At 34.9% G+C, this 19243-nt stretch carries 20 protein-coding genes and 6 pseudogenes; 10 read left to right on the forward strand and 16 right to left on the reverse strand.

What is annotated here, in order from left to right:
* Positions 1 to 156 precede the first annotated feature (156 nt).
* Positions 157 to 693: an ATP-binding protein gene (locus NYE56_RS12965; RefSeq protein WP_327829544.1), complete on the reverse strand. Its 537-nt coding sequence runs from the start codon at positions 691 to 693 to the stop codon at positions 157 to 159.
* 229 nt (positions 694 to 922) lie between these two features.
* Here NYE56_RS12965 and NYE56_RS12970 point away from each other — a divergent pair, with 229 nt between their 5' ends.
* On the forward strand, positions 923 to 1441 hold the full coding sequence (locus NYE56_RS12970) for an ImmA/IrrE family metallo-endopeptidase (RefSeq protein WP_341283956.1): 519 nt from the start codon (positions 923 to 925) through the stop codon (positions 1439 to 1441).
* Positions 1441 to 1839, forward strand: a pseudogene (locus NYE56_RS12975) (sigma-70 family RNA polymerase sigma factor); the annotation flags it as partial. The gene NYE56_RS12970 and the pseudogene NYE56_RS12975, both read left to right, overlap by 1 nt.
* A gap of 82 nt (positions 1840 to 1921) precedes the next feature.
* Here NYE56_RS12975 and NYE56_RS12985 read toward each other — a convergent pair.
* From NYE56_RS12985 to fumC, 3 genes and pseudogenes are all read right to left on the reverse strand, one after another.
* Positions 1922 to 2118, reverse strand: a pseudogene (locus NYE56_RS12985) (recombinase family protein); the annotation flags it as partial.
* Positions 2076 to 2240 carry a hypothetical protein gene (locus NYE56_RS12990; protein ID WP_080467334.1) on the reverse strand — a complete coding sequence of 55 codons (165 nt, stop codon included), beginning with the start codon at positions 2238 to 2240 and terminating at the stop codon, positions 2076 to 2078. The gene NYE56_RS12990 and the pseudogene NYE56_RS12985, both read right to left, overlap by 43 nt.
* A 123-nt stretch (positions 2241 to 2363) precedes the next feature.
* On the reverse strand, positions 2364 to 3752 hold the full coding sequence (gene fumC / locus NYE56_RS12995; RefSeq protein WP_341283957.1) for a class II fumarate hydratase: 1389 nt from the start codon (positions 3750 to 3752) through the stop codon (positions 2364 to 2366).
* Positions 3753 to 3918: 166 nt separating this feature from the next.
* Here fumC and NYE56_RS13000 point away from each other — a divergent pair, with 166 nt between their 5' ends.
* Entirely contained in the window at positions 3919 to 4809 is an 891-nt protein-coding gene (locus NYE56_RS13000) for a LysR family transcriptional regulator (protein ID WP_341283958.1), read from the forward strand.
* 309 nt (positions 4810 to 5118) lie between these two features.
* On the opposite strand, the gene NYE56_RS13005 is transcribed toward NYE56_RS13000, so the two are convergent.
* Positions 5119 to 5529: an Lrp/AsnC family transcriptional regulator gene (locus NYE56_RS13005; RefSeq protein WP_123373257.1), complete on the reverse strand. Its 411-nt coding sequence runs from the start codon at positions 5527 to 5529 to the stop codon at positions 5119 to 5121.
* Positions 5530 to 5745: 216 nt separating this feature from the next.
* Here NYE56_RS13005 and NYE56_RS13010 point away from each other — a divergent pair, with 216 nt between their 5' ends.
* The 3 genes and pseudogenes from NYE56_RS13010 to NYE56_RS13020 all read left to right on the forward strand — a co-directional run bounded on the left by NYE56_RS13010 (position 5746) and on the right by NYE56_RS13020 (position 7644).
* Positions 5746 to 6507, forward strand: a complete 762-nt coding sequence (locus NYE56_RS13010; RefSeq protein ID WP_268555560.1) for an MBL fold metallo-hydrolase — start codon at positions 5746 to 5748, stop codon at positions 6505 to 6507.
* A 45-nt stretch (positions 6508 to 6552) separates the two neighbouring features.
* Positions 6553 to 6966 carry an ester cyclase gene (locus NYE56_RS13015; RefSeq protein WP_341283959.1) on the forward strand — a complete coding sequence of 138 codons (414 nt, stop codon included), beginning with the start codon at positions 6553 to 6555 and terminating at the stop codon, positions 6964 to 6966.
* Positions 6967 to 7232: 266 nt separating this feature from the next.
* Positions 7233 to 7644, forward strand: a pseudogene (locus NYE56_RS13020) (VOC family protein).
* Between the two features lie 224 nt (positions 7645 to 7868).
* Here the strand turns inward: NYE56_RS13020 and NYE56_RS13025 are convergent.
* From NYE56_RS13025 to NYE56_RS13040, 4 genes are all read right to left on the reverse strand, one after another.
* On the reverse strand, positions 7869 to 8456 hold the full coding sequence (locus NYE56_RS13025; RefSeq protein ID WP_341283960.1) for an HD domain-containing protein: 588 nt from the start codon (positions 8454 to 8456) through the stop codon (positions 7869 to 7871).
* Between the two features lie 85 nt (positions 8457 to 8541).
* Complete coding sequence (locus NYE56_RS13030) at positions 8542 to 9165, reverse strand: FMN-binding negative transcriptional regulator (RefSeq protein ID WP_341283961.1); 624 nt, start codon at positions 9163 to 9165, stop codon at positions 8542 to 8544.
* A gap of 25 nt (positions 9166 to 9190) precedes the next feature.
* A complete protein-coding gene (locus NYE56_RS13035) occupies positions 9191 to 9709 on the reverse strand; it encodes a GNAT family N-acetyltransferase (protein WP_341283962.1) in 519 nt (172 codons plus the stop codon).
* Positions 9710 to 9727: 18 nt separating this feature from the next.
* Positions 9728 to 10183, reverse strand: coding sequence for a MarR family winged helix-turn-helix transcriptional regulator (locus NYE56_RS13040; protein WP_123373029.1), 456 nt, complete (start codon positions 10181 to 10183; stop codon positions 9728 to 9730).
* Positions 10184 to 10299: 116 nt separating this feature from the next.
* Here NYE56_RS13040 and NYE56_RS13045 point away from each other — a divergent pair, with 116 nt between their 5' ends.
* A complete protein-coding gene (locus tag NYE56_RS13045) occupies positions 10300 to 10926 on the forward strand; it encodes a YczE/YyaS/YitT family protein (RefSeq protein ID WP_341283963.1) in 627 nt (208 codons plus the stop codon).
* An 89-nt stretch (positions 10927 to 11015) separates the two neighbouring features.
* Here NYE56_RS13045 and NYE56_RS13050 read toward each other — a convergent pair whose 3' ends face one another.
* Complete coding sequence (locus NYE56_RS13050; RefSeq protein ID WP_123373027.1) at positions 11016 to 11816, reverse strand: dihydrodipicolinate synthase family protein; 801 nt, start codon at positions 11814 to 11816, stop codon at positions 11016 to 11018.
* 129 nt (positions 11817 to 11945) lie between these two features.
* Between NYE56_RS13050 and pdxR the strand changes: the two genes are divergently transcribed.
* Complete coding sequence (gene pdxR, locus NYE56_RS13055; RefSeq protein WP_268555567.1) at positions 11946 to 13325, forward strand: MocR-like pyridoxine biosynthesis transcription factor PdxR; 1380 nt, start codon at positions 11946 to 11948, stop codon at positions 13323 to 13325.
* A gap of 614 nt (positions 13326 to 13939) precedes the next feature.
* Here pdxR and NYE56_RS13060 read toward each other — a convergent pair.
* The 4 genes and pseudogenes from NYE56_RS13060 to NYE56_RS13075 form a co-directional block, all read right to left on the reverse strand.
* Positions 13940 to 15067: a Rap family tetratricopeptide repeat protein gene (locus NYE56_RS13060; protein ID WP_268555569.1), complete on the reverse strand. Its 1128-nt coding sequence runs from the start codon at positions 15065 to 15067 to the stop codon at positions 13940 to 13942.
* Between the two features lie 322 nt (positions 15068 to 15389).
* Positions 15390 to 15527: pseudogene (locus NYE56_RS13065) on the reverse strand (BclA C-terminal domain-containing protein); the annotation flags it as partial.
* A 98-nt stretch (positions 15528 to 15625) separates the two neighbouring features.
* Positions 15626 to 15934 (reverse strand): pirin family protein, encoded by a 309-nt coding sequence (locus tag NYE56_RS13070; protein WP_326980839.1) that lies wholly within the window; start codon positions 15932 to 15934, stop codon positions 15626 to 15628.
* A gap of 91 nt (positions 15935 to 16025) precedes the next feature.
* Positions 16026 to 16355, reverse strand: a complete 330-nt coding sequence (locus NYE56_RS13075) for a pirin family protein (RefSeq protein ID WP_268555570.1) — start codon at positions 16353 to 16355, stop codon at positions 16026 to 16028.
* 386 nt (positions 16356 to 16741) lie between these two features.
* Between NYE56_RS13075 and NYE56_RS13080 the strand changes: the two genes are divergently transcribed.
* Both NYE56_RS13080 and NYE56_RS13085 read left to right on the forward strand, forming a co-directional pair.
* The gene (locus NYE56_RS13080) at positions 16742 to 17059 is read left to right on the forward strand and encodes a winged helix-turn-helix transcriptional regulator (protein WP_268555571.1); all 318 of its coding nucleotides are present in this window, start codon (positions 16742 to 16744) and stop codon (positions 17057 to 17059) included.
* A 72-nt stretch (positions 17060 to 17131) separates the two neighbouring features.
* Positions 17132 to 17754, forward strand: a pseudogene (locus tag NYE56_RS13085) (NAD(P)H-dependent oxidoreductase).
* A 617-nt stretch (positions 17755 to 18371) separates the two neighbouring features.
* Here NYE56_RS13085 and NYE56_RS13090 read toward each other — a convergent pair.
* Positions 18372 to 18785: a hypothetical protein gene (locus NYE56_RS13090; RefSeq protein ID WP_268555572.1), complete on the reverse strand. Its 414-nt coding sequence runs from the start codon at positions 18783 to 18785 to the stop codon at positions 18372 to 18374.
* A 258-nt stretch (positions 18786 to 19043) separates the two neighbouring features.
* Positions 19044 to 19197, reverse strand: a pseudogene (locus tag NYE56_RS13095) (NAD(P)H-dependent oxidoreductase); the annotation flags it as partial.
* Positions 19198 to 19243 lie beyond the last annotated feature (46 nt).

Raw genomic sequence — 19243 nt, forward strand, 5'->3', positions numbered from 1 at the left:
TATAAAACCTGTGTCGTAGATATCTAGTAACATCATTGATACAGGTTTTATACTCCTTCTTTAATTAAACCAGTAATAGGGTTGTCAACACTTGCCCCCCAACAAGAGCAAGCGAATCTGCTGCGTGTTCTTCTTTATCAATCATTAGCCGTTAGTTTAATTAGAATTCAAAAAATCCAAGACACGGTCAACTCTTTCATTGACTGAGCAATCGCCTTCAATTTTTAACACTGGACAAGATAAATCTTCCATCCAATGTTCATGCAAAGTTTTACTTCTAACTTCCATTCCAGCATTATCATATAAAGAAGCCCACTCTAAAAATGCTTTTGATTGTTCATATTTACTGCCACCGGCTAACACTTCATTTCCATAACGCTGAAATTCCCTATGCCTTAATCTCTCAAGCCGTATTTCCTGTGGAATCCATAAGAAGACGACAAGGTCAAAATAACTTTTTAGATTATCGCCCCAGCCACACACTGCACCAGAAAGAATCCATTTCTCATTTATTGTTAAGTCTTTTTCAAGCAACTTTCTTCTTTCAGGAATTTCTCTTTTTTTAGTGAATTTATCTAACCAATAGTAATTATCAGTATCAAGATGCGTATGAGGCAAACACTTTGACAATGCAGCACCCAATGTTGAAGTTCCGACACCAGAGGCTCCCAATATGTGAATATTTTTTTTCATACTTCCCCCTCCTTATTAAGCAACCAAACTCGCTGTTTGTTGCATAAGGTACCTACTATTATTTTGACATAAATCCCTAAAGACCTTTACTTTTCTAGAGAAATCCAGATGCGTGTTATTCATATTCCATCTCATTAGACGCATTTTCCTATGAAAAAAGTCTTGATTTCCCTATAATATTTAAACGAATCCAATTTTTAGATTGTCGTCTTTAAGGAGGTTTTTTATCTTGAGGTATACAAACAGTCATTTAGAGGATTGGATTGAAAACTTATACAGAAAGATTGATATTACAGAACCTGAACAAATTAATTTTGAACGGATTGCTGAGTCATTAGATATCAGGCTTTCGTTTAAACCTGTTACAAGCTTCGCACTTAAACACAGCGGAATTTATAATATATGCTTGGATAGCCGAAAGAGCCGAACTGAACAATGGTATGATTTCGCTCATGAATTTTGCCATATATATAGACATGAAGGTGATAAAAAAACAATGCCTGCAACTTGGACAGATTATTTAGAGTGGCAGTCCAATTATTTTACATACCACTTTTGCATTCCAACTTTCATGTTGCGTAATATTAATCTTTCGTACATACAATCACATGCAATTGAAAATATAGCTTGGTTATTTAAGGTATCCCCTTCGTTTGCGAAGAAACGTTTGAACCTTTACTACAGGAAGCTGACTCAACATTTATTTAGCCAAACAATTACGGGAAATCTATGCGCCCCCCTTTTGTAATTAATAATGAAATCCTCATGCATTTGCGCGCATTGAAAAAAACAAAAAAAGACGTCTCCCTTCACGATCCGATCGGGCAGGATAAGGAAGGGAATGAAATAAGCCTGATTGACGTTTTGAAATCAGAAAACGAAGACGTGATAGATACGATCCAGCTCAATATGGAGCTTGAAAAAGTGAAACAATACATTGACATTTTAGATGATCGTGAGAAGGAAGTGATTGTCGGACGGTTTGGGCTTGATTTGAAGAAGGAAAAAACGCAGCGTGAGATTGCCAAAGAACTCGGTATCTCGCGCAGCTATGTATCGCGGATTGAAAAACGGGCGCTGATGAAGATGTTTCATGAGTTTTATCGGGCGGAGAAGGAAAAGCGGAAAAAGGCGAAGGGGAAATAATGCAGAAGAAGCCGGATCTCATATTCCGGCTTTCTCTATTTGAAAGAGTTATGAAAATCATTTTTTTTCATCGCTGATAAGCTCTCCGAGAAAGACGGTCTGATCGTAACAAATGACTTGACTTATAAGTCCTTTGCCTGCATCCTCCCTCAAGCGATTCAAAGCCGGACGTTCTAAAAGCTCTCCAGAAAATCCTTCATCGGCATACTTCAAACAATCTTTAGTCCCTGCTTTCTTTATACAGGCCTCGATCTGGCTGTCGATGCTCGATCCCTTGATCGCTTGTTCCTCGGTATATTGCTATCACCCTGGATCTCCTTCCTATAAAGTTTTATTAAATAATGATAGCAATCGTTCATGCATTTGTCAGCTTGCGGTCCCTCGATGATTATTACCTTCATAAAATGCATCACCCCTTGGGTAATGCTATGTAATAAGTGTTTGTCCTAATGAGGCGATTTTCAATGAGTGTAAAAAAAGAAAAAACTAGTTACAGATCAGTAACTAGTTTTCACTTAAAAGATTTAAATGTTTGGTTTCACCATATTTTCTGGTTTAACCATCTCATCAAATTGTTCTTCCGTTAATAGTTCGAGTTGGACAGCAGCCTCTTTTAACGTTAAGCCTTCTTTATGAGCAAACTTAGCAATTTTCGCAGCATTTTCATATCCTATATAAGGATTCAATGCTGTAACAAGCATTAAAGACCCAGAAAGATTTTCTTTAATGGTTTTATCATTAGGTTCAATACCAACCGCACAATGATCATGGAAAGATTTTATTCCATCACTCAGTAGCTGCACGGATTGAAGGAAGTTATAGATAATAACTGGTTTAAATACATTTAGTTCAAAGTTGCCCTGACTTGAAGCAAAACCAATAGTTGCATCATTCCCCATAATTTGAGCCGCAATCATGGTAAGGGCTTCACATTGAGTAGGGTTAACTTTACCTGGCATAATGGAGCTGCCAGGCTCATTTTCCGGGATTGAAATTTCCCCGATCCCACAGCGAGGACCGCTTGCAAGCCATCTAACATCGTTCGCAATTTTCATTAAGTCAGCAGCTAATGCCTTCATAGCACCATGTACATACGTTATTTCATCATGACTAGTTAAGGCATGGAACTTATTAGGTGAACTTTTAAACTGTTGGCCTGTAAACTTCGAGATTTCCTCTGAGACAACTTCTCCAAACTGTGGATGTGCATTAATGCCTGTCCCTACTGCCGTACCCCCGATAGCAAGTTCACGCATTTTTTCAGTTGCTTCCAGTATCATTTCTTTCGAACGATCAATCATATATACCCAACCGCTAATTTCTTGTCCAAGGGTAAGAGGTGTAGCATCTTGAAGATGTGTACGACCTATTTTTACAATGTCATTGAATTTTTTTGCTTTTTCATCTAATGTGTTCCGAAGTTGATCAAGTGCAGGAACTAATTGTTCATAGATAGCTAATACACCTGCAACATGCATCGCTGTTGGGAAAGTGTCATTCGAGCTTTGACTGCGATTGACATCATCATTTGGGTGTATAGTTTGTGTAGAGCCTTTCTCTTTTAATAAAAGTGTTGCAAGGTTTGCTATAACTTCGTTAACATTCATATTGCTTTGTGTACCGCTTCCCGTCTGCCAAACAACGAGTGGAAAATTGTCATCATATTTACCTTCAAGAATTTCATCACAAACTGAGGTAATAACCTCTGTTTTATCACTATCCAAATTCCCTAAACGATTATTAGCAATAGCTGTACTGCGCTTCAATATAGCAAAAGCTTTAACAATACGTTTTGGCATTTTTTCAGAACCTATCTTGAAGTTCTCTTTACTACGTTGTGTTTGCGCTCCCCAAAACTTATCAGCAGGCACCTTTATTTCTCCAAAAGTATCTTTTTCAATTCGATAGTTCATTAAAATAGTCCTCCTTCTGAACATGAAAATAGTTTAAAATTAATATAAAAATTTATATATTTTGCTGCTAAATTTAGCTTAACACTAATAAATCATGATGTATAATGCATAATAAATATGATTTTAATTCCTTTATGTAATGATTTATAAGAAGAGAGGTTTTTTTATGGAATGGGAACAATTAGAGTACTTTCAAACTCTTGCTCGTATACAGCATGTAACCAAAGCTGCTGAAACGTTATCAATAACACAGCCAGCACTTTCTCGGTCTATTGTTAGATTAGAAAATCACTTAGGTGTTCCGCTTTTTGATAGACAAGGCCGGTCCATTAAATTAAATAAATATGGGGAAATATTCCTCAAGAGGGTTGATTCCATGATTCGAGAATATACAGAAGGAAAGGAAGAAATTCAATCTCTTTTAAAACCGGATCAAGGTGAAGTGTCTTTAGGCTTCTTACACACTCTGGGTACGACTATCGTTCCAAACTTAATTGGAGCATTTAAAGATCAATACCCAAATGTTCATTTCCAACTAAACCAGTCTCACTCTAATCAGCTTTTAGATAAACTAAAATCAGGTGAACTAGATCTGTGCCTACTTGCTTCTTTTCCAGTCGAATCAAATATAATGTGGAAACCCTTATGGAAGGAGGAGCTCTTTTTATTTTTGCCCAAAAATCATGTGTTAGCTGCCCGTAAGGATATTACCTTAAACGAAATAGCTAATGAGCCTTTTGTGCTAATGAAGGAAGGTTTCGCTCTTCGAGTAACAATAGATCATATATTTGAACAGGTTAATATTACCCCAAACATTGTATTTGAAGGTGAGGAAGCTGCTACAATCGCAGGTTTTGTGGCAGCGGGTCTTGGTGTTTCAATTCTTCCTGATTTTAAAGGGTTAGACCAAACAAATATCGCAAAGGTTCGGATTAGTTGGCCAAGGTTTGAGCGTGTAGTCGGTATTTCTTGGATTGAAGGGAAGTATCTATCACCTGTCACTGAAAACTTCAAACAATATATCATCAATCAGTTTCCTCAAATTGATTCGATATAGTATTAAGTTACTTTATTGATTCCAAATCATGGTACTTCTAGATGGGTTTAATAGCTCTAAAGCCAAAACAAAAAAGATACCAATATGATTTGGTATCTTCATCTAAATCAAGTCCCTCAACATAGTAAATCCATATCATTGGTTATGAAAGCTTATTTTCATTATACTCTCTATCTTCCATTTTCATCATTTCTATATGTTTTCACGAATTAAGGTTAAAAATTGTGATGAAATTTGTGCCCATATAGATTAGCAATACGTCATCGGTGCCATGTCCGTCAAAAATTGCAAACACCCTAAAGGTACCTTTTATTTATTTATCAAAATTGTCAATTTATAATTAACATGCTTGTTTAATTCCGTTAAAAATTGATCTAGCACTTCGTTATTCGGAAATCTACATTCAAGAAGATAACAGCCATCTCCGCTAATTTTATAATTATTGATTACATATTTCTCTTGTGTTTCTATAAATGTAAGAAACGGTGTATGATATGTGCTTTTTGTATAGATATTCAGCATGGCATGTATGTTCCATCCCAATTTCTGTTGATTTACTCTAATTGTATATCCCTCAATAACACCGTTGTCTTCTAACTTGGCAACTCTAGAGGCAGTTGCTTGCCCTGTCAAATGAACTTTTTCTCCTAATTGTTTCATTGAAATACGGCTATTTTTTGATAACTCTTCTAAAATTTTCATATCAGTATGATCTAACATGTAAATTATTCCTTTCATTAATTCTTCGTGTTTATAAAAGCCCCCTGAAGAAGTATTATTTTTTAATCTGATTCTCTCATTTGCTAACGAATTATACAAAATAAAATACATACTTTCAAAAATCAAGTCAATCGACAGAAAGACTTGATTTGTTCCATGTATTTATACAGCAGCTGTATGTAAACTATACACATATCAAAAAAAGGAGTGTTTCACATGGAAATACAACAAATTCGTAATGCCACACTTGTTGTCGAATATGCAGGCAAAAAGTTTTTAATAGATCCTATGTTAGCTGAAAAAGGTGCTTACCCTCCATTCCCAAATGCGCCAAGACAAGATCAAAATAACCCCTTGGTTGAATTGCCAACATCTGTTGACAATATTATTAAAGATATTGATGCTGTTATTGTTACTCATCTCCATTATGACCATTGGGATGAGGCTGCTAAAGAGGTATTGCCAAAAGATATCAAGCTGTTCTCTCAAAATGAAGAAGATGTAACAGAAATACGAAATGCCGGATTCAAAAATGTAGAGGTTTTAACAAAAGATACAGCCTTTGAAGGCATTCAGTTGATTAAAACAAAAGGCGAACACGGAAGAGGAGAAATTTTAAAACTTGCAGGTCTTGTTTGCGGTGTTGTCTTCAAACACCAAAGCGAGAAAACGCTATATGTAGCCGGAGATACAGTATGGTATGATGCCGTTCAGGAAGAGATTGATACACATCAACCAGAAATCATTGTCGTAAATGGCGGAGATAATCAATTCTACGAAGGCGGTTCTCTCATCATGGGTAAAGAAGATATCTATGAAACATATAAGGCTGCTCCAAAAGCAAAAATTATTGTAAGCCATATGGAAGCTGTAAATCATTGGGGATTATCAAAAGAAGAACTAAAATCCTTTATTAATGAAAAAGGAATCGCTTCTGATGTTTTAGTGCCTGAAGACGGTGAATCATATTCATTTTAGTCTAACACATGAAATGAAGTTTTAACTAGGGAGGGAGCTTTCATTATGTCTGTTGAAAACAATAAAGAATTAGTGCGTCGTTACTTTGAAACGATTGAACAAGAAAAATACGAGGACTTAAAAGACTTTTGCCATAAAGACTTCGTATTCTATCCACGAGTAGATACACCGTTTCCAGGCGTAGAGGGTTTAATTGAATCAGAAAAGAAAAACTTTGATGCTTTTCCACGTTTCAAAATGCCAATTAAAGCAATGGTAGCTGAAGGCGACCTTGTTGCAGCATATTTTATTTTTGAAGGCAGGCATACAGGTATTCCCTTTTCTGGAGTTCCTGCAACAGGAAAAAGCGTTAAATTCTCTCTTATGATGTTGCTACGCATTGCTGACGGTAAAATTATTGAGCATAGAGCTCATGTAGATGTGCAAGATATTCTCCGTCAACTTAGCGCTAATCAGTAAAAAGTTATAAATAGAAATAGTGAGAGACCAAGTAAATAGCTTGGTCTCTTTTTTATAAATGTATGTTAAAATAAACGGCTATGGAATTTGAATATGACAGATGCCATTAATTCCCAGACGAGTATTATCGTTAGCCTAATATTTAATATTCTAAATCTTCTCATATTCCGTTTCCTAAAAAAAATAATGTTTTTTGTGCATTTCAAAAAGGGGGATAACAAATTGATATAATTTACTTTCAACTAACTTGAGAGGTTACATTGCTAATGAAACCACGGATTACAGTAATCACTTTAGGCGTAGATAACTTAGAAAAATTCGCTGCACTTCTATCGGGATGGTCTGGGTCTGCCTACAGAAGGAATAGTTGGTACAAATTTGAACATAGTACAGTAGCCTTTTTTGACTTACAAACAGGACTAAAACTTGCCATTTGGAATCGCAAAGACATCGCACATGAGACAAAAGTTACTTTAACTGCACCGAGCCCTGCCGAATTTACATTAGGACATAATGTAAAGCTAGTCGATAAAATAATGGAACAGGCAAAACAGGCAGGAGCAACTATAACTGATCCTGCTCGATACTTTTTTGGGCGGATACTCCGGTCACTTCCAAGATCCCGATGGGCACTTATGGGAAATAGTTTGGAATCCGCACTGGAATACAATTGAATAAACAAATTAATTAGTAAAACTGATGAGTTTTTGATTTTACTATTTCATAGTTAACTCATAACCTCTTTATATTAGCAACTCAAAACATAACTCATTACTTTTTCAACTTTTTGTTCCTTAACAGCTGGAAGAAATGACTGCCAACCTCTTCGATCCTTTCAAAGACACAAAAAAAGAGAAGTAAACACATGGTTTAATCCTCTAACAAACTCTGTTTCTTTTTCTCTATTCAGTCCAAGGTGAGTGCAAAATACAATCACAGAAATTTTTATTTTTATAGTTTGGCCTAAAGTGTTTAACAATATCCTCCTTCATATTTCCAAAAGTAGTCTCAGGCTTATGTGGGAATGCTTTTATAATTTCTTCACGATAGTCGGCTGGGAATTGTTCAAATCCATCTCCCATTACATCTAAACCAACACCTGAAAAGAGTAATGCCACTTCAAGCTCTTTATGTTCTGCAACGCCAGGTGTAGTATGCAATGCAATAGCATCCCAAACAAGACGAATTGATTCATCCGGAATTTGGTACTGTTGCAAAAAGCTCCTGGCTGCATTTGCACCGTCTACCTCAAATCTTAAATCTAGACTGCTGAATTTTCTTGTTAAGCCTAAATCATGGAATAATGCACTTACATAAAGCAATTCTAAATCATAATGCTGCTTTGTTTTTCTCCCGTTAACTGCACCAAATAAAAATACACGATTTGAGTGATTCCACAATAAATTGTCCCCATGCTCGCGTAAAATATCTGCTGCATCTTTCGCCAATTGAGTATCTGGAATTCTAATACCTGCTACTTCTTGAGGCATACTGAAAATCCCCTCTACAATTTGATTGTTTTCATTAACAAAACTAATTCTTGTAAAGAAAAATCTTAAATTATAAAAATAGCATTTAATTTTCCTTTTTGAACTTGCTCTCCATCAGTTGCGCCATTTGTTGAGAATTTATATCCTTTTCTTCATAGAGTTTATTTACGATGTTCTGATAGTCCTCTTCATGACGATTTTGACTTAATTTATTGGCAGCTTGAATTTCTTGTACTCTAATCTTAAAACCAACAATACCTTTCAATTCTTGTTCTAATAATTGAGGAGAAAGCCTATCCCATAAAACCGGATTTTCACGATGTTTTTCATATTTTTGTAGCAACGATGTTAAGTCTTGTTTTAACTCTTCTTCGTTTAAAATGCTAGCTGTACCATATACATGTACAGCTTGATAATTCCATGTTGGCACATTTTCCTGTTTATACCAAGAAGAAGAGATATAAGCGTGTGGTCCCTGAAACATCACCAGTACATCTTCACTGGTTTCAAATGTTCTCCATTGAGGATTCCCATAAGCGATATGCCCCGTTATAAAGTAAGTATCTCCTTCTTGCACTAGCTGCAATGGTAAATGAGTAGCAATGGGTTTCCCTTTTCTTGTTGTCACAATTGTGCCAAAAGAGTTTTCTTTAACAAAGTCCCAAATCTCATTAATATTTGTTACCTTATAGTATTTCGGAATATACATAACTATCCATCCCCCTTGTAAAAATTTATATGAGTGTCTTGATCATGATGAAGTCAGTTTGTTCTTCATCGCCCATATAAAATGAGTGCGCTCCTGTTTTAATAAATCCCATCTTTTCATAAAAAGCAATGGCATTTTCATTTTTTTCCCATACACCTAGCCAAATTTTCTTTTTATTACATTCCAGTGCAATATCCACAGCTTTATTAAACAGATGTTTACCCAGGCCATGTTTTTGGAATTTCTTCTTTATATAAATCCTTTCGATTTCAAGTGATTCATCACCCATCTCTTCCGACTGAGCATCATTTGTATTGACCTTTAAATATCCAGCTACTTCATTATCTAAAAAAACAAAATAGAATTGTGACCAAGTATTGGATAACTCCAATTCAAATTGTTTAGAGTTAAAAGCTTTTTCTAAATAGGCTTTCATATTTTCAGGTGAATTCTGATCTTTAAATGTGTCGTTGAACGTTTCAATACTTATTTCTTGAAGTATGTTTAAATCTTCATGAATGCACTTTTTTATTATAATGTTCACTTTTATAAAGCTCCTTCTTTATAAATAACTTCTTTTGTTTCCCTTCTTAACATATTCCCAATCTTTTTCTATATTTTTTCTTATTCTTTGAAGAAAATTGAAAATAGACTCTGCTTCTTTTTCAGAAAATCCCGCTAAAGCAACACGATTTGAATGCTCATTTTCACTTTTTATAAATGGAAATACATTTTTCCCCTTCTCAGTTGGAAAGAGTTTTTTTATTTTTTTGTTATGTTCATCATCTTTCTTTTCAATGAAACATTTCATTTCAAGTTTTTTAATTGCACGAGACGCTGTCGTTCTGTCTACTTTGATCATTTCAACTAGCTTTTCTTGGATGATTCCTGGGTTTTCACATATTCGCACAAGATACAAATACTGCCCTTTGGTAAGGTCATGTTCTTTAAATTCGATATTACTTATAGAATCTAACGCCCTTGCAATCATTCCAATTTCACGAAGAATTTCCTTCATCATTACCCCCTTAGAACTTATTTTTGTTGCAAATACAATATAAATAACATATATTGAATATAAACTAACTTTGTTGTAAATACAACAAAAAAATAATAAAAAAGAGGCTGAGTACAATGAAATATTTGTTTTATATATTAGGAATTTCAATCTTAACCCTCGGCATTTCTTTCACGATTCAATCAAACCTTGGCACTTCACCTTTTGATGCTCTATTGGTTGGACTGTCCACAAATGTGGGACTTACTGTGGGAAGTTGGGAAATTATATTAGCCTTAATACTGATTTGTTTCAATTCAATTTTAAAGAGACAAAGACCAGAAATTTTGGAGATGTTAACAGCATTTATAACAGGTATTGGCATTGATATGTGGCTTTTTTTATTGCAGGATTTAATAACACCTGAACAATGGTATAGCAAAGTTGTTTGTTTCGGAATCGGGCTAGTTGTAATAGGAATAGGAACTGCAACATATTTACACACCAATTTTGCGCCAATTCCAATTGATCGATTAACTTTAATCATACAAGAATTAACCAGAACAAATCTATTTTTTGCAAGAACACTCATTTACCTAATATTCTTGATAATGGCAATAATTTTGAATGGACCAATTGGTATAGGGACTTTATTGACCGTTTGTTTAGCAGGGTTAATACTTAATTACTTTATGCCATTTACTAAAACAAACCCTTCTAGTACCTCATTAAATTTAGGTAAAGATAAAAATCGCACAATATAGGGTATGCTGTCGAGTTTTTTCTCGACAGCCTTAAATTTCCTTCCACTTTCTCAAAGTTAGTCCTTTCTATAACAAACTAAGGCGCCATCTTACATTTTTATGATCGGTGATCGACAATTTCCTATTTTTAAACCAATATTTTTATAGTGAGTTTTTATATTAATAAGAGTGTGATCGTTTATAACTTCATTTATAAGTTCGTTTAATCTATTTAAATCTACATGTTTATTTTCTAATAAGTCATTGAAAATTACTTTGATCTCATCAGGATAAACATTTCCAACCAAGCTTGATAGACCATTGCATCCATTTTTAATCATTTCTGGAAGGTTTACATCTCCAGCTGCAAACATAATAAAATTATTAGGGAAGTCTGTTTGTTTATGCCGATGAACATCGCCCCCTTCTTTAAGTCCCCTTATATTTGAATGTCGGCTTAGTAAATCATTAAGTGCTTTCTCACTCAAATTAAAACCAGTCCTGGTAGGGTTATTATAAAGCGCAACCTCTTTAGATGTATGACTAAGAAGTTCGTCAACATAATAAATAGCTTGCTTTTGTGTAGGTCTTATATAAGGCGGAAAACCAATTAATATTGAATGAATATGAGTTTTCTCAATTTTTTCAATTAATTTTATGGCATCACTTGTTCTCGTAGCTGAAACACCAAACATAAGTTCGATATCATCGGATTTTCGCTGACTGAAATACTCAATGATCTGAATACGTTCATCTATGCTCAGTGAATGTTGTTCACCAGTAGTACCGCATATTAGTAATGAATTGATACCGTTATTTTTTAAATGTTCCACAATAGGATCAAATCCTTCTAAGAATAGACTTTCATCCTCATTAAAAGGTGTAGGAATAGCAACATTTAGATTTTTCATTTTAGAAATCCCTCCAAGTGAATATTCTTCATTTCAATGGATTGACAAAGTACTTTTAGGATAAGATAACAACTGACATTTTAAAAGGTACAGTTTTAGTTAAATATACATGTCAGAGGAGAAAAACGAATGAAAAGCATGATTTTCGCTTTCAAAAGCGACACTCCGAAATACAAACAAATTTACGAGCAATTTAAGGCATTAATCGAGCATGGAAATATAAAAGTAAATGAGCAGCTGCCATCCATTCGAGAACTGGCCAATTCCCTGCAGGTAAGTCGCAATACAACGCTAATGGCCTATGATCTTCTTTTAGCAGAGGGATACATTCGCGGAGAATCACGTAAAGGGTATTTTGCAAATGAAGTAGGACCCCTTTTAAGACAAGAAAATGCTGAGGTTCGAGCTGATAAAACAGAAACGTCACAACCGATACTGATTGATTTTCGCGCCGGAGCCGTCGATCAAAAGCATTTTCCGCTAAAAACATGGAGAAAATTATACAATCAGGTTTTGTCATTAGAGAAAAGCTATCTGTACAGTGAACCATTTGGAGAAATGAGCCTCCGTGAGCAAATTGCCACTTATCTCTTAGAATCACGTGGGGTGAAAACAGATGCTAATTCTATTATTATCGGCAGTGGTACGCAACAAATGCTAATATATCTTTGCCACATTCTAAAAGAGGAGTTTTACGGAATTGTAGTTGAAAATCCGGGGTATGAAGGTGCCAGGGAAGCTTTTCAATTTCATGGACTTCATTTAGAAACGCTTCCTGTTTATGAAAGTGGAGCTGACTTTTCTCAATTAAATGCACTTAAAGAGAAATTAATCTATGTGACTCCTTCCCATCATAGCCCTTACGGCGTAAGCATGACCATTCAGCATCGTCAAACACTGATCAATTGGGCGAATAATAGAGAGGGATATATTATTGAAGATGATTATGATAGTGAGTTCCGTTATACGCAACAGCCGTTTCCCGCCCTTGCATCCATTCAATCAGAACGAGTGATCTATTTGGGGAATTTCTCAAAAGCCTTTCTTCCCGGCATCCGTATAAGTTATATGGTTTTGCCGCAGCCCATTTTGCATAAGTATAAAAAACGGTTTCTTCATTTCGAAAACACTGCTTCTTTGCTTAATCAGCTAACCATGTCTGAATTTATAAAGGCTGGTGAATGGACTCGCCATATTAAGCGTATGCGCATTGTATATAAACGTAAGATGCAACACTTAATTTCAAATTTAAAGCAGCAGTTTGGGGATCATGTGACAATCATCGGCGAGCAGTCCGGATTATATATATTAGTGAGAGTTCATCTGAATTGTCCAGAAGAGAAATTAATTCAGCGTGCTTTGCAGTACGGTGTGAAAGTATATCCCACTTCCGTTCATTTCGTTAACACTATGCCTGATAAATCAATCATAAAGTTAGGTTTTGCTCATCTCAACTTTGATGAAATTACATTTGGCTCACAGCTTTTAAAAAATGCTTGGTTAAATTAAACATAACCCAGAAATAGAAGTTGAAAGGCACAGAAAATTTGCTCATATACATAATAGAAAAAAAGAAAAGGCTTAAAACTCTTTCCTTTTTTAGATACCATTTGTCCATACTATCAATCCACTTGCTCCTAAACAATTATAAAAGGCTGTTGAGATTTTTCTCACAGCCTGAATTAATTTAAAGTTTAGTTTTCCAACTTAGTTTCTTTACCTTTTGCTTCTTAATAATCTGGTGTTTTCTTTGACAGCCCCAACCTGTCACTTTCTCCGTTACCTAGCATATATTCAAGATTCTTAATACCAAGCCAAAAGTTATTATGATCTACCGAAAATTTTAATTTGCGGTGCCCTATTGCCTTTTTCTCTCCCTCAAAAGTAAGGTTATCCCCAAGAATTTAAAGGGGGGACTAATTATATCGCATTTGATTCCATTGTTTCTGTTAATATCAAATAAAAAAACCTCCATTTATGAAGGAGGTTTAGGGTAGTATTATCAAGTTTGAAAACGATCAGAGGCAATATGAAATGTGTTTTGAGTTTGATCTTCTGTTAAGTTGGATCCGAAACCACACACTAAAACAAGTGACAAACCCAGGATTAGGCATACCTTCTTTTTAAAAGTCATACAGGCATTCTCCCCTTTGAATTTGTGTTTGAGTCTCAAGCATTTTCTGATGATATACATAGGATGTTTCAAATTCTTTTGAGTTTGCGTAAGCAGCTGCGGTCTCACAGGCAATGTCTTCAATATATGAATAGTTCTTATTTTTTTCTAAGTATTCTATTGTTTGATTAACACCTTGTTGGTCCACTGCATCGACATAAAGAGCTTTTAAATATCCCTGTAATTTTGCGAAAAGCTCATCACCTTGATAAAGAGCTGCTGACAAACCTTTCTTACTTACTTGGATAGCCTCATTCATTTTTCCTTGTTTAAAAAGGATTTTTGCATAAGAAAATAAAGAATGTGGCAAGTTTGTGAGCTTTTCTTTTTCTGTAATCTCCACTGCTTGCTTTATGTATACTTCCGCCTGCTCGTAATCACCACTGTCAGCAAAATTAGTGCCTAAATTATATAGTGCAGAACTAATCAACCTTTTGTTATTCAATTCCCTAGATAACTCTAATGCCTTTTCAAGATGCGGCTGACTTTTTTCGTAATGTTTAAAATCAGTATAATTCCCTGAGATAACAAACATACATTGAACTTTTCGCACCTTATAAAGTTCATATTGATTATAAATATCCAATGCTTGTTTAACGTGATGCATAGACACATGACTTTGCTTCATACCATAATATGCTTCAGCTAACTTAAAATGAAACTCTGCCCTTTCGATCTCATCAGGGACATGTATAAGCTGCTTTTCGGCTTCTCTATAATAGTAGATAGCATTCATGTATTGCTTCTTATCAAACTCGTACATCCCTCTGAAAAACAGAGAATAATATGACAAAAGACCAGATATGCCTTTATTTGAAGTCTCAATTTTTTCGAGAAGTTCGTCAATAGTTGGTCTTATACGTGTTGTTACGGGTTCCAAATAATCTAACATGAGCTGATGACGGAATTTCATTAGGGAGAAGTAAATGAGTAAATACTCATCTTCCTCCATCCGTTGGATTTCTTGCTCCACCTCTGCCTTTAAAATCTCTGCATCCGGGACACTAAATTGACGTATCATTTTATACCATTCATTGATTTTCACGCCAACTTCTGACGATGATAAAACCGGATTCACAGGACCCCTCCTTTTATGTCTTTTTATGTAATATTCTAACATTTCCAAAAAGTGTTTGAACCGCAAAAAAACCGCAAACTTTATATTCGGTTCGTTCATAATAAAAAAGCAGGCATTATGCCTGCTTTTTTGAAAGGACTCTATCAATTAAAAACATAAATAAACTGAATAACAAGGACATAACTAACATGTCGAGCTTAGCTACACATAATCAGTATGTAATCAACTTCATATAAATATGAAGTTAGGAACTTGCTCCCTAAGGACAGATAAAAAAGAAACTCAGTTGAATTCCTTTTCATAACATTAATTTAAACGAATAAATAGCTGGATAAATGATTGAACCTGCTATAGGATCGCCATTACGCATTAACCTAGAACCAGCAAGCAACGAAAGAGTGGTATTAATTTGATATGAGAGATAATAACGACCTGTCACAGGTACAGTAAACATGTTATTGCGTACGATTGTTGTTTTGCTGGGGGGAATCCACAGTTCCTTTATCAAACAATCAAGTTAGATGGGTTTACAGTTAACGGACTAGCCATTGTGCAATTTTATCTTTTAATACCACTAAAATTTCCAGTGAAACTCATTTCTGCATTTAGGTCAACAAGGAACAAAACTAAAGTAGAATCTTTTTCTAAAATAACATTAGTAATTTCATCTTCTCCTCCAGTGATTGCGTCTCCTTTATCTAACCTATGTTTATCAACTATTGCTGCTCCATTCATGATATACAGCCATGGTGTCATCTTCTTTAGTTTTGGTAAGTTAATGGAATCTCCGGCATATCCAAGGTAATCATAAATAAAAATTTGCTGTCTTACTTCTAAGGAAGCATTTGAAATTGATGGCCCAGCGATTAGATTCCACTCTCCAGCTTTCCCTTCGTCATGTGAAAACTAAACTCTAGGTTCTAAATCAGCTTTTTCAGGACGAATAAAAATCTGAAGCCTACAGGGCCTTCAGATGTAGATTCTTAATGGGATATTTCACCACCACCATTAGCATATGTATATTAGGTGAAATCATCACTTTTTCTCCACTAGAGTCTTTGTGAAGCAATTTTCCTTTCCACATATAGCTTAATATCTCATCATTTATATGTTCATGCTTAGGGATGAAGGCGCCTTGTTCTAACTTAGCATGATCAATTCGACTTAAGGGATCAAAAGCAAAATCATCTCTAGTAAAATCTTGATAAATCATTCCTGGTCTTTTCATTTGTAAAGAAAAAATTCCCCCTCCATTGCTGTAAGATTGAGTAGATTTTAAAATGTACATTTTATTTCACTTTTATGTTCACTTATTTAATTATTTATCAGTTGCAAATAATCACATTGTTCTTCTATACTTAAGCTATTGAATTATTTTCCCTTAAATAATCACAGTTTGTTATAATCCTTCCCTTTCCTTACAAAAAAATATATTTCATTTTCTAATCTTACTTTTTATATAATTACAATATTTTAAAAGCAATTTAATCCACTTGATACTAAAAGGAACTATAGAAACAAAAAGTAACTGACACATTCATATGCTTGGACAAAGATCAGCAAAGCAATATCAACCTTTTTAATTCAAAGTTCCCTAATACTTTTTAATTATTTTTGTTACGATAAATGCATAAGTTATTTTTCATCCATATTGATTGAAGGAGGACATATAATATGGGCGAATCGAAAGATTTACAACTTAAAGTAGAAAAAAGTTTCGAGATCCTAGGAAAAAAATGGACAGGATTAATTATTTATGTCCTAATGAGTGGTCCTAAGCGCTTTAGTGAGTTAAGTGAGAGTATGCCTTCCTTAAGTAGAAGGATTCTAACTGAACGTATTAAAGAATTAGAAGAACAGGGAATTGTTGTACGAAATGTAATCCCCGATCGTCCCATACGTTCTGAGTATTCTTTAACTCAAAAAGGAACAGAATTAGGAAAAATATTAGGACCTATTAGTCAATGGGCAGAAAGCTGGGTCAAGGTTTGACAGTTCTATTAGTATTTATGCAAATAAACACAACAATATTTTAAATTATACAAATATGAAAAGAAGAGCTCCATGTCTAATGTTCTCTATATTACAGCACACCCTCTATCTGAAGATGAATCAATTAGCATGACCCGTAGGAAAAGAATTCATTGAAAATTACAAACAAACAAACACACCCTGAAGATGAAGTAGTCCATTTAGATTATATAAAGCTGATATTCCTTATCTAGACGTAGATATATTTAATGCTTGGAAAAAACTTCGCTCTCAATCTTCACTTCAAGATTTATCAACGGATGAACGGTTAAAAGTCGGCCGTTTAACTGAATTAGGTGGACAGTTTTAGTTAGCTGATAAATACATTTTTGTCACACCTATGTGGAATTTTTCCGTGAAAACCTATATTGATGCAATCACGGTGTCAGGTAAAACCTTCAAGTATACAATAGAAGGTTCAAAAGAGTTACTAAAAAAAAGCTCTCCATATACAAGCTCGAGGAGACATCTACTCACACGGTCCTGAAATGGAAAGAGAGATGTGACACCGTAACTTAGAAGTCGTGATGGATTTTTCTGGTATTGAAGCTTTTGAAAGTATTATTATTGAAGGGCAAATGAAATTTCCAGAACAAGCTACTCAAATTAAAGATAAAGCAATTCAGCAAGCCAAAGAGATGACCAAACAATTTTGATCCAAAACATAGTAAGGCCTTGAACCTTATCAAGGCCTTTAAGTTTCTTCAAGCTTTTTCGTTTTATACATCTTCATATACTAATTCATCTAGCTCCTATATCCTCTTTCCTGGCTTGGCTAATCTTCTTCATGTTATTTTTGCAGCTGTGAGGAGAACTTATTAGCTCACATTCCATTTTCCCTAGAACAAAACAAGAGATTTTCCTGATTATTTCTTTTTATGTCTTCCCATACATGCCGGGAAGCAGAGAACATGAGGAACATGTTTTAGAATTTGATTTATACGATCAATACCCTTTATGATCAGTTGTTGAACGCATAGTAAGTGTTTGTATGTCCTATGTAGAACAACCTAGTTATTATGGACTTAGCTCTTTACCGATAGTATTGATTCTGATTATTCAGATTTATGACGTTGAGAAGTTGTCACCGTCTTATTTGTTTTAACTAAAAATAAATAGATGATAACGGACAACATGCTGGTTACAAATATAATAAGTCCTAGTGGTAATGCAGAATATTCACCCGCGATTCCTACTAGTGGCGAAGTAATTAACGGAATGACCCCTAGCAACGCAGAAGCACTTCCTGCAATGTGTCCTTGTGACTCCAAGGCTAATGTAATGGAAGAAGGTCCAATAACTCCAGCCGATGCAATAAAAAAGAAGAGGAATGACTAACGCAAATAATGATCCCCGAGAAATAACTACAATTAGAACAGCGACGCTGGCGAAACAAGCTAGAAATATCCCAACCAGAAGAATGCACTGCCCTGTCATCCCCCCCTGCTAGTCGTCTCACCAACTGTGTTCCAAGGATTAGGCTAATTCCATTCAATGCAAACACTTGATGTGACACATCGTAAATCTTTTGATATATAAATGGAGTTCCAGAAATATAAGCAAATATGCCAGCTGTCATAATTCCTTGTAGAAGAGCACAGCCAATAAAAAACGATTTTTGCAGCAAGGTTTTAAAGTTTATAGATAACTCAATAAAGTTACTAGGTACACGTTGCTTTACGGGCAAAATTTCCTTCCCCCCATTTTGTGATGATCGTTAAAAATACCCCCCAAATTCCTAAAAGGATAAACACCCCCTCCCATGAGGTGAAAGAAATTACAGTACTCCCTAAAAATTGGATCAAGTAATGGAGCGAGGTTTCTAATTAACGTAAGGAGTGAAAGAAATTTTGTTAATTCAATCCCGCTATATATATATCGAACAAACGCAAGAGAAATTACTATTCCAGCAGGTGCGGCAATTCCCTGTATGAATCGTAACGTGATGAGGGATGTATTCTTTATATAAATTAATATGAATAACCTCATCCTTAGAATTTACTTCTTTATATGGTTCAATAAACGCTTTCCCAGCAGCCATACTAAATGACTTTGTATGATCGTAAAGGATGTGCTGTAATATACAATACTTCTGCCATTTTGATTCTCACCTTTCTTTTTTTATAGGTGTTGATCAAACAACAC

Source organism: Bacillus sp. FSL R5-0603 (assembly GCF_038050295.1).
GTDB lineage: Bacteria > Bacillota > Bacilli > Bacillales > Bacillaceae > Bacillus > Bacillus subtilis.

What these genes read in the sequence shown, in the direction of transcription:
- NYE56_RS12965 (WP_327829544.1), bottom strand. Translation starts at nt 693, where the DNA reads ATGAAAAAAAATATTCACATATTGGGAGCCTCTGGTGTCGGAACTTCA.
- NYE56_RS12990 (WP_080467334.1), bottom strand. Translation starts at nt 2,240, where the DNA reads ATGAAGGTAATAATCATCGAGGGACCGCAAGCTGACAAATGCATGAAC.
- fumC (WP_341283957.1), bottom strand. Translation starts at nt 3,752, where the DNA reads ATGAACTATCGAATTGAAAAAGATACTTTTGGAGAAATAAAGGTGCCT.
- NYE56_RS13000 (WP_341283958.1), top strand. Translation starts at nt 3,919, where the DNA reads ATGGAATGGGAACAATTAGAGTACTTTCAAACTCTTGCTCGTATACAG.
- NYE56_RS13005 (WP_123373257.1), bottom strand. Translation starts at nt 5,529, where the DNA reads ATGTTAGATCATACTGATATGAAAATTTTAGAAGAGTTATCAAAAAAT.
- NYE56_RS13010 (WP_268555560.1), top strand. Translation starts at nt 5,746, where the DNA reads ATGGAAATACAACAAATTCGTAATGCCACACTTGTTGTCGAATATGCA.
- NYE56_RS13015 (WP_341283959.1), top strand. Translation starts at nt 6,553, where the DNA reads ATGTCTGTTGAAAACAATAAAGAATTAGTGCGTCGTTACTTTGAAACG.
- NYE56_RS13025 (WP_341283960.1), bottom strand. Translation starts at nt 8,456, where the DNA reads ATGCCTCAAGAAGTAGCAGGTATTAGAATTCCAGATACTCAATTGGCG.
- NYE56_RS13030 (WP_341283961.1), bottom strand. Translation starts at nt 9,165, where the DNA reads ATGTATATTCCGAAATACTATAAGGTAACAAATATTAATGAGATTTGG.
- NYE56_RS13040 (WP_123373029.1), bottom strand. Translation starts at nt 10,183, where the DNA reads ATGAAGGAAATTCTTCGTGAAATTGGAATGATTGCAAGGGCGTTAGAT.
- NYE56_RS13045 (WP_341283963.1), top strand. Translation starts at nt 10,300, where the DNA reads ATGAAATATTTGTTTTATATATTAGGAATTTCAATCTTAACCCTCGGC.
- NYE56_RS13050 (WP_123373027.1), bottom strand. Translation starts at nt 11,816, where the DNA reads ATGAAAAATCTAAATGTTGCTATTCCTACACCTTTTAATGAGGATGAA.
- pdxR (WP_268555567.1), top strand. Translation starts at nt 11,946, where the DNA reads ATGAAAAGCATGATTTTCGCTTTCAAAAGCGACACTCCGAAATACAAA.
- NYE56_RS13075 (WP_268555570.1), bottom strand. Translation starts at nt 16,355, where the DNA reads ATGTACATTTTAAAATCTACTCAATCTTACAGCAATGGAGGGGGAATT.
- NYE56_RS13080 (WP_268555571.1), top strand. Translation starts at nt 16,742, where the DNA reads ATGGGCGAATCGAAAGATTTACAACTTAAAGTAGAAAAAAGTTTCGAG.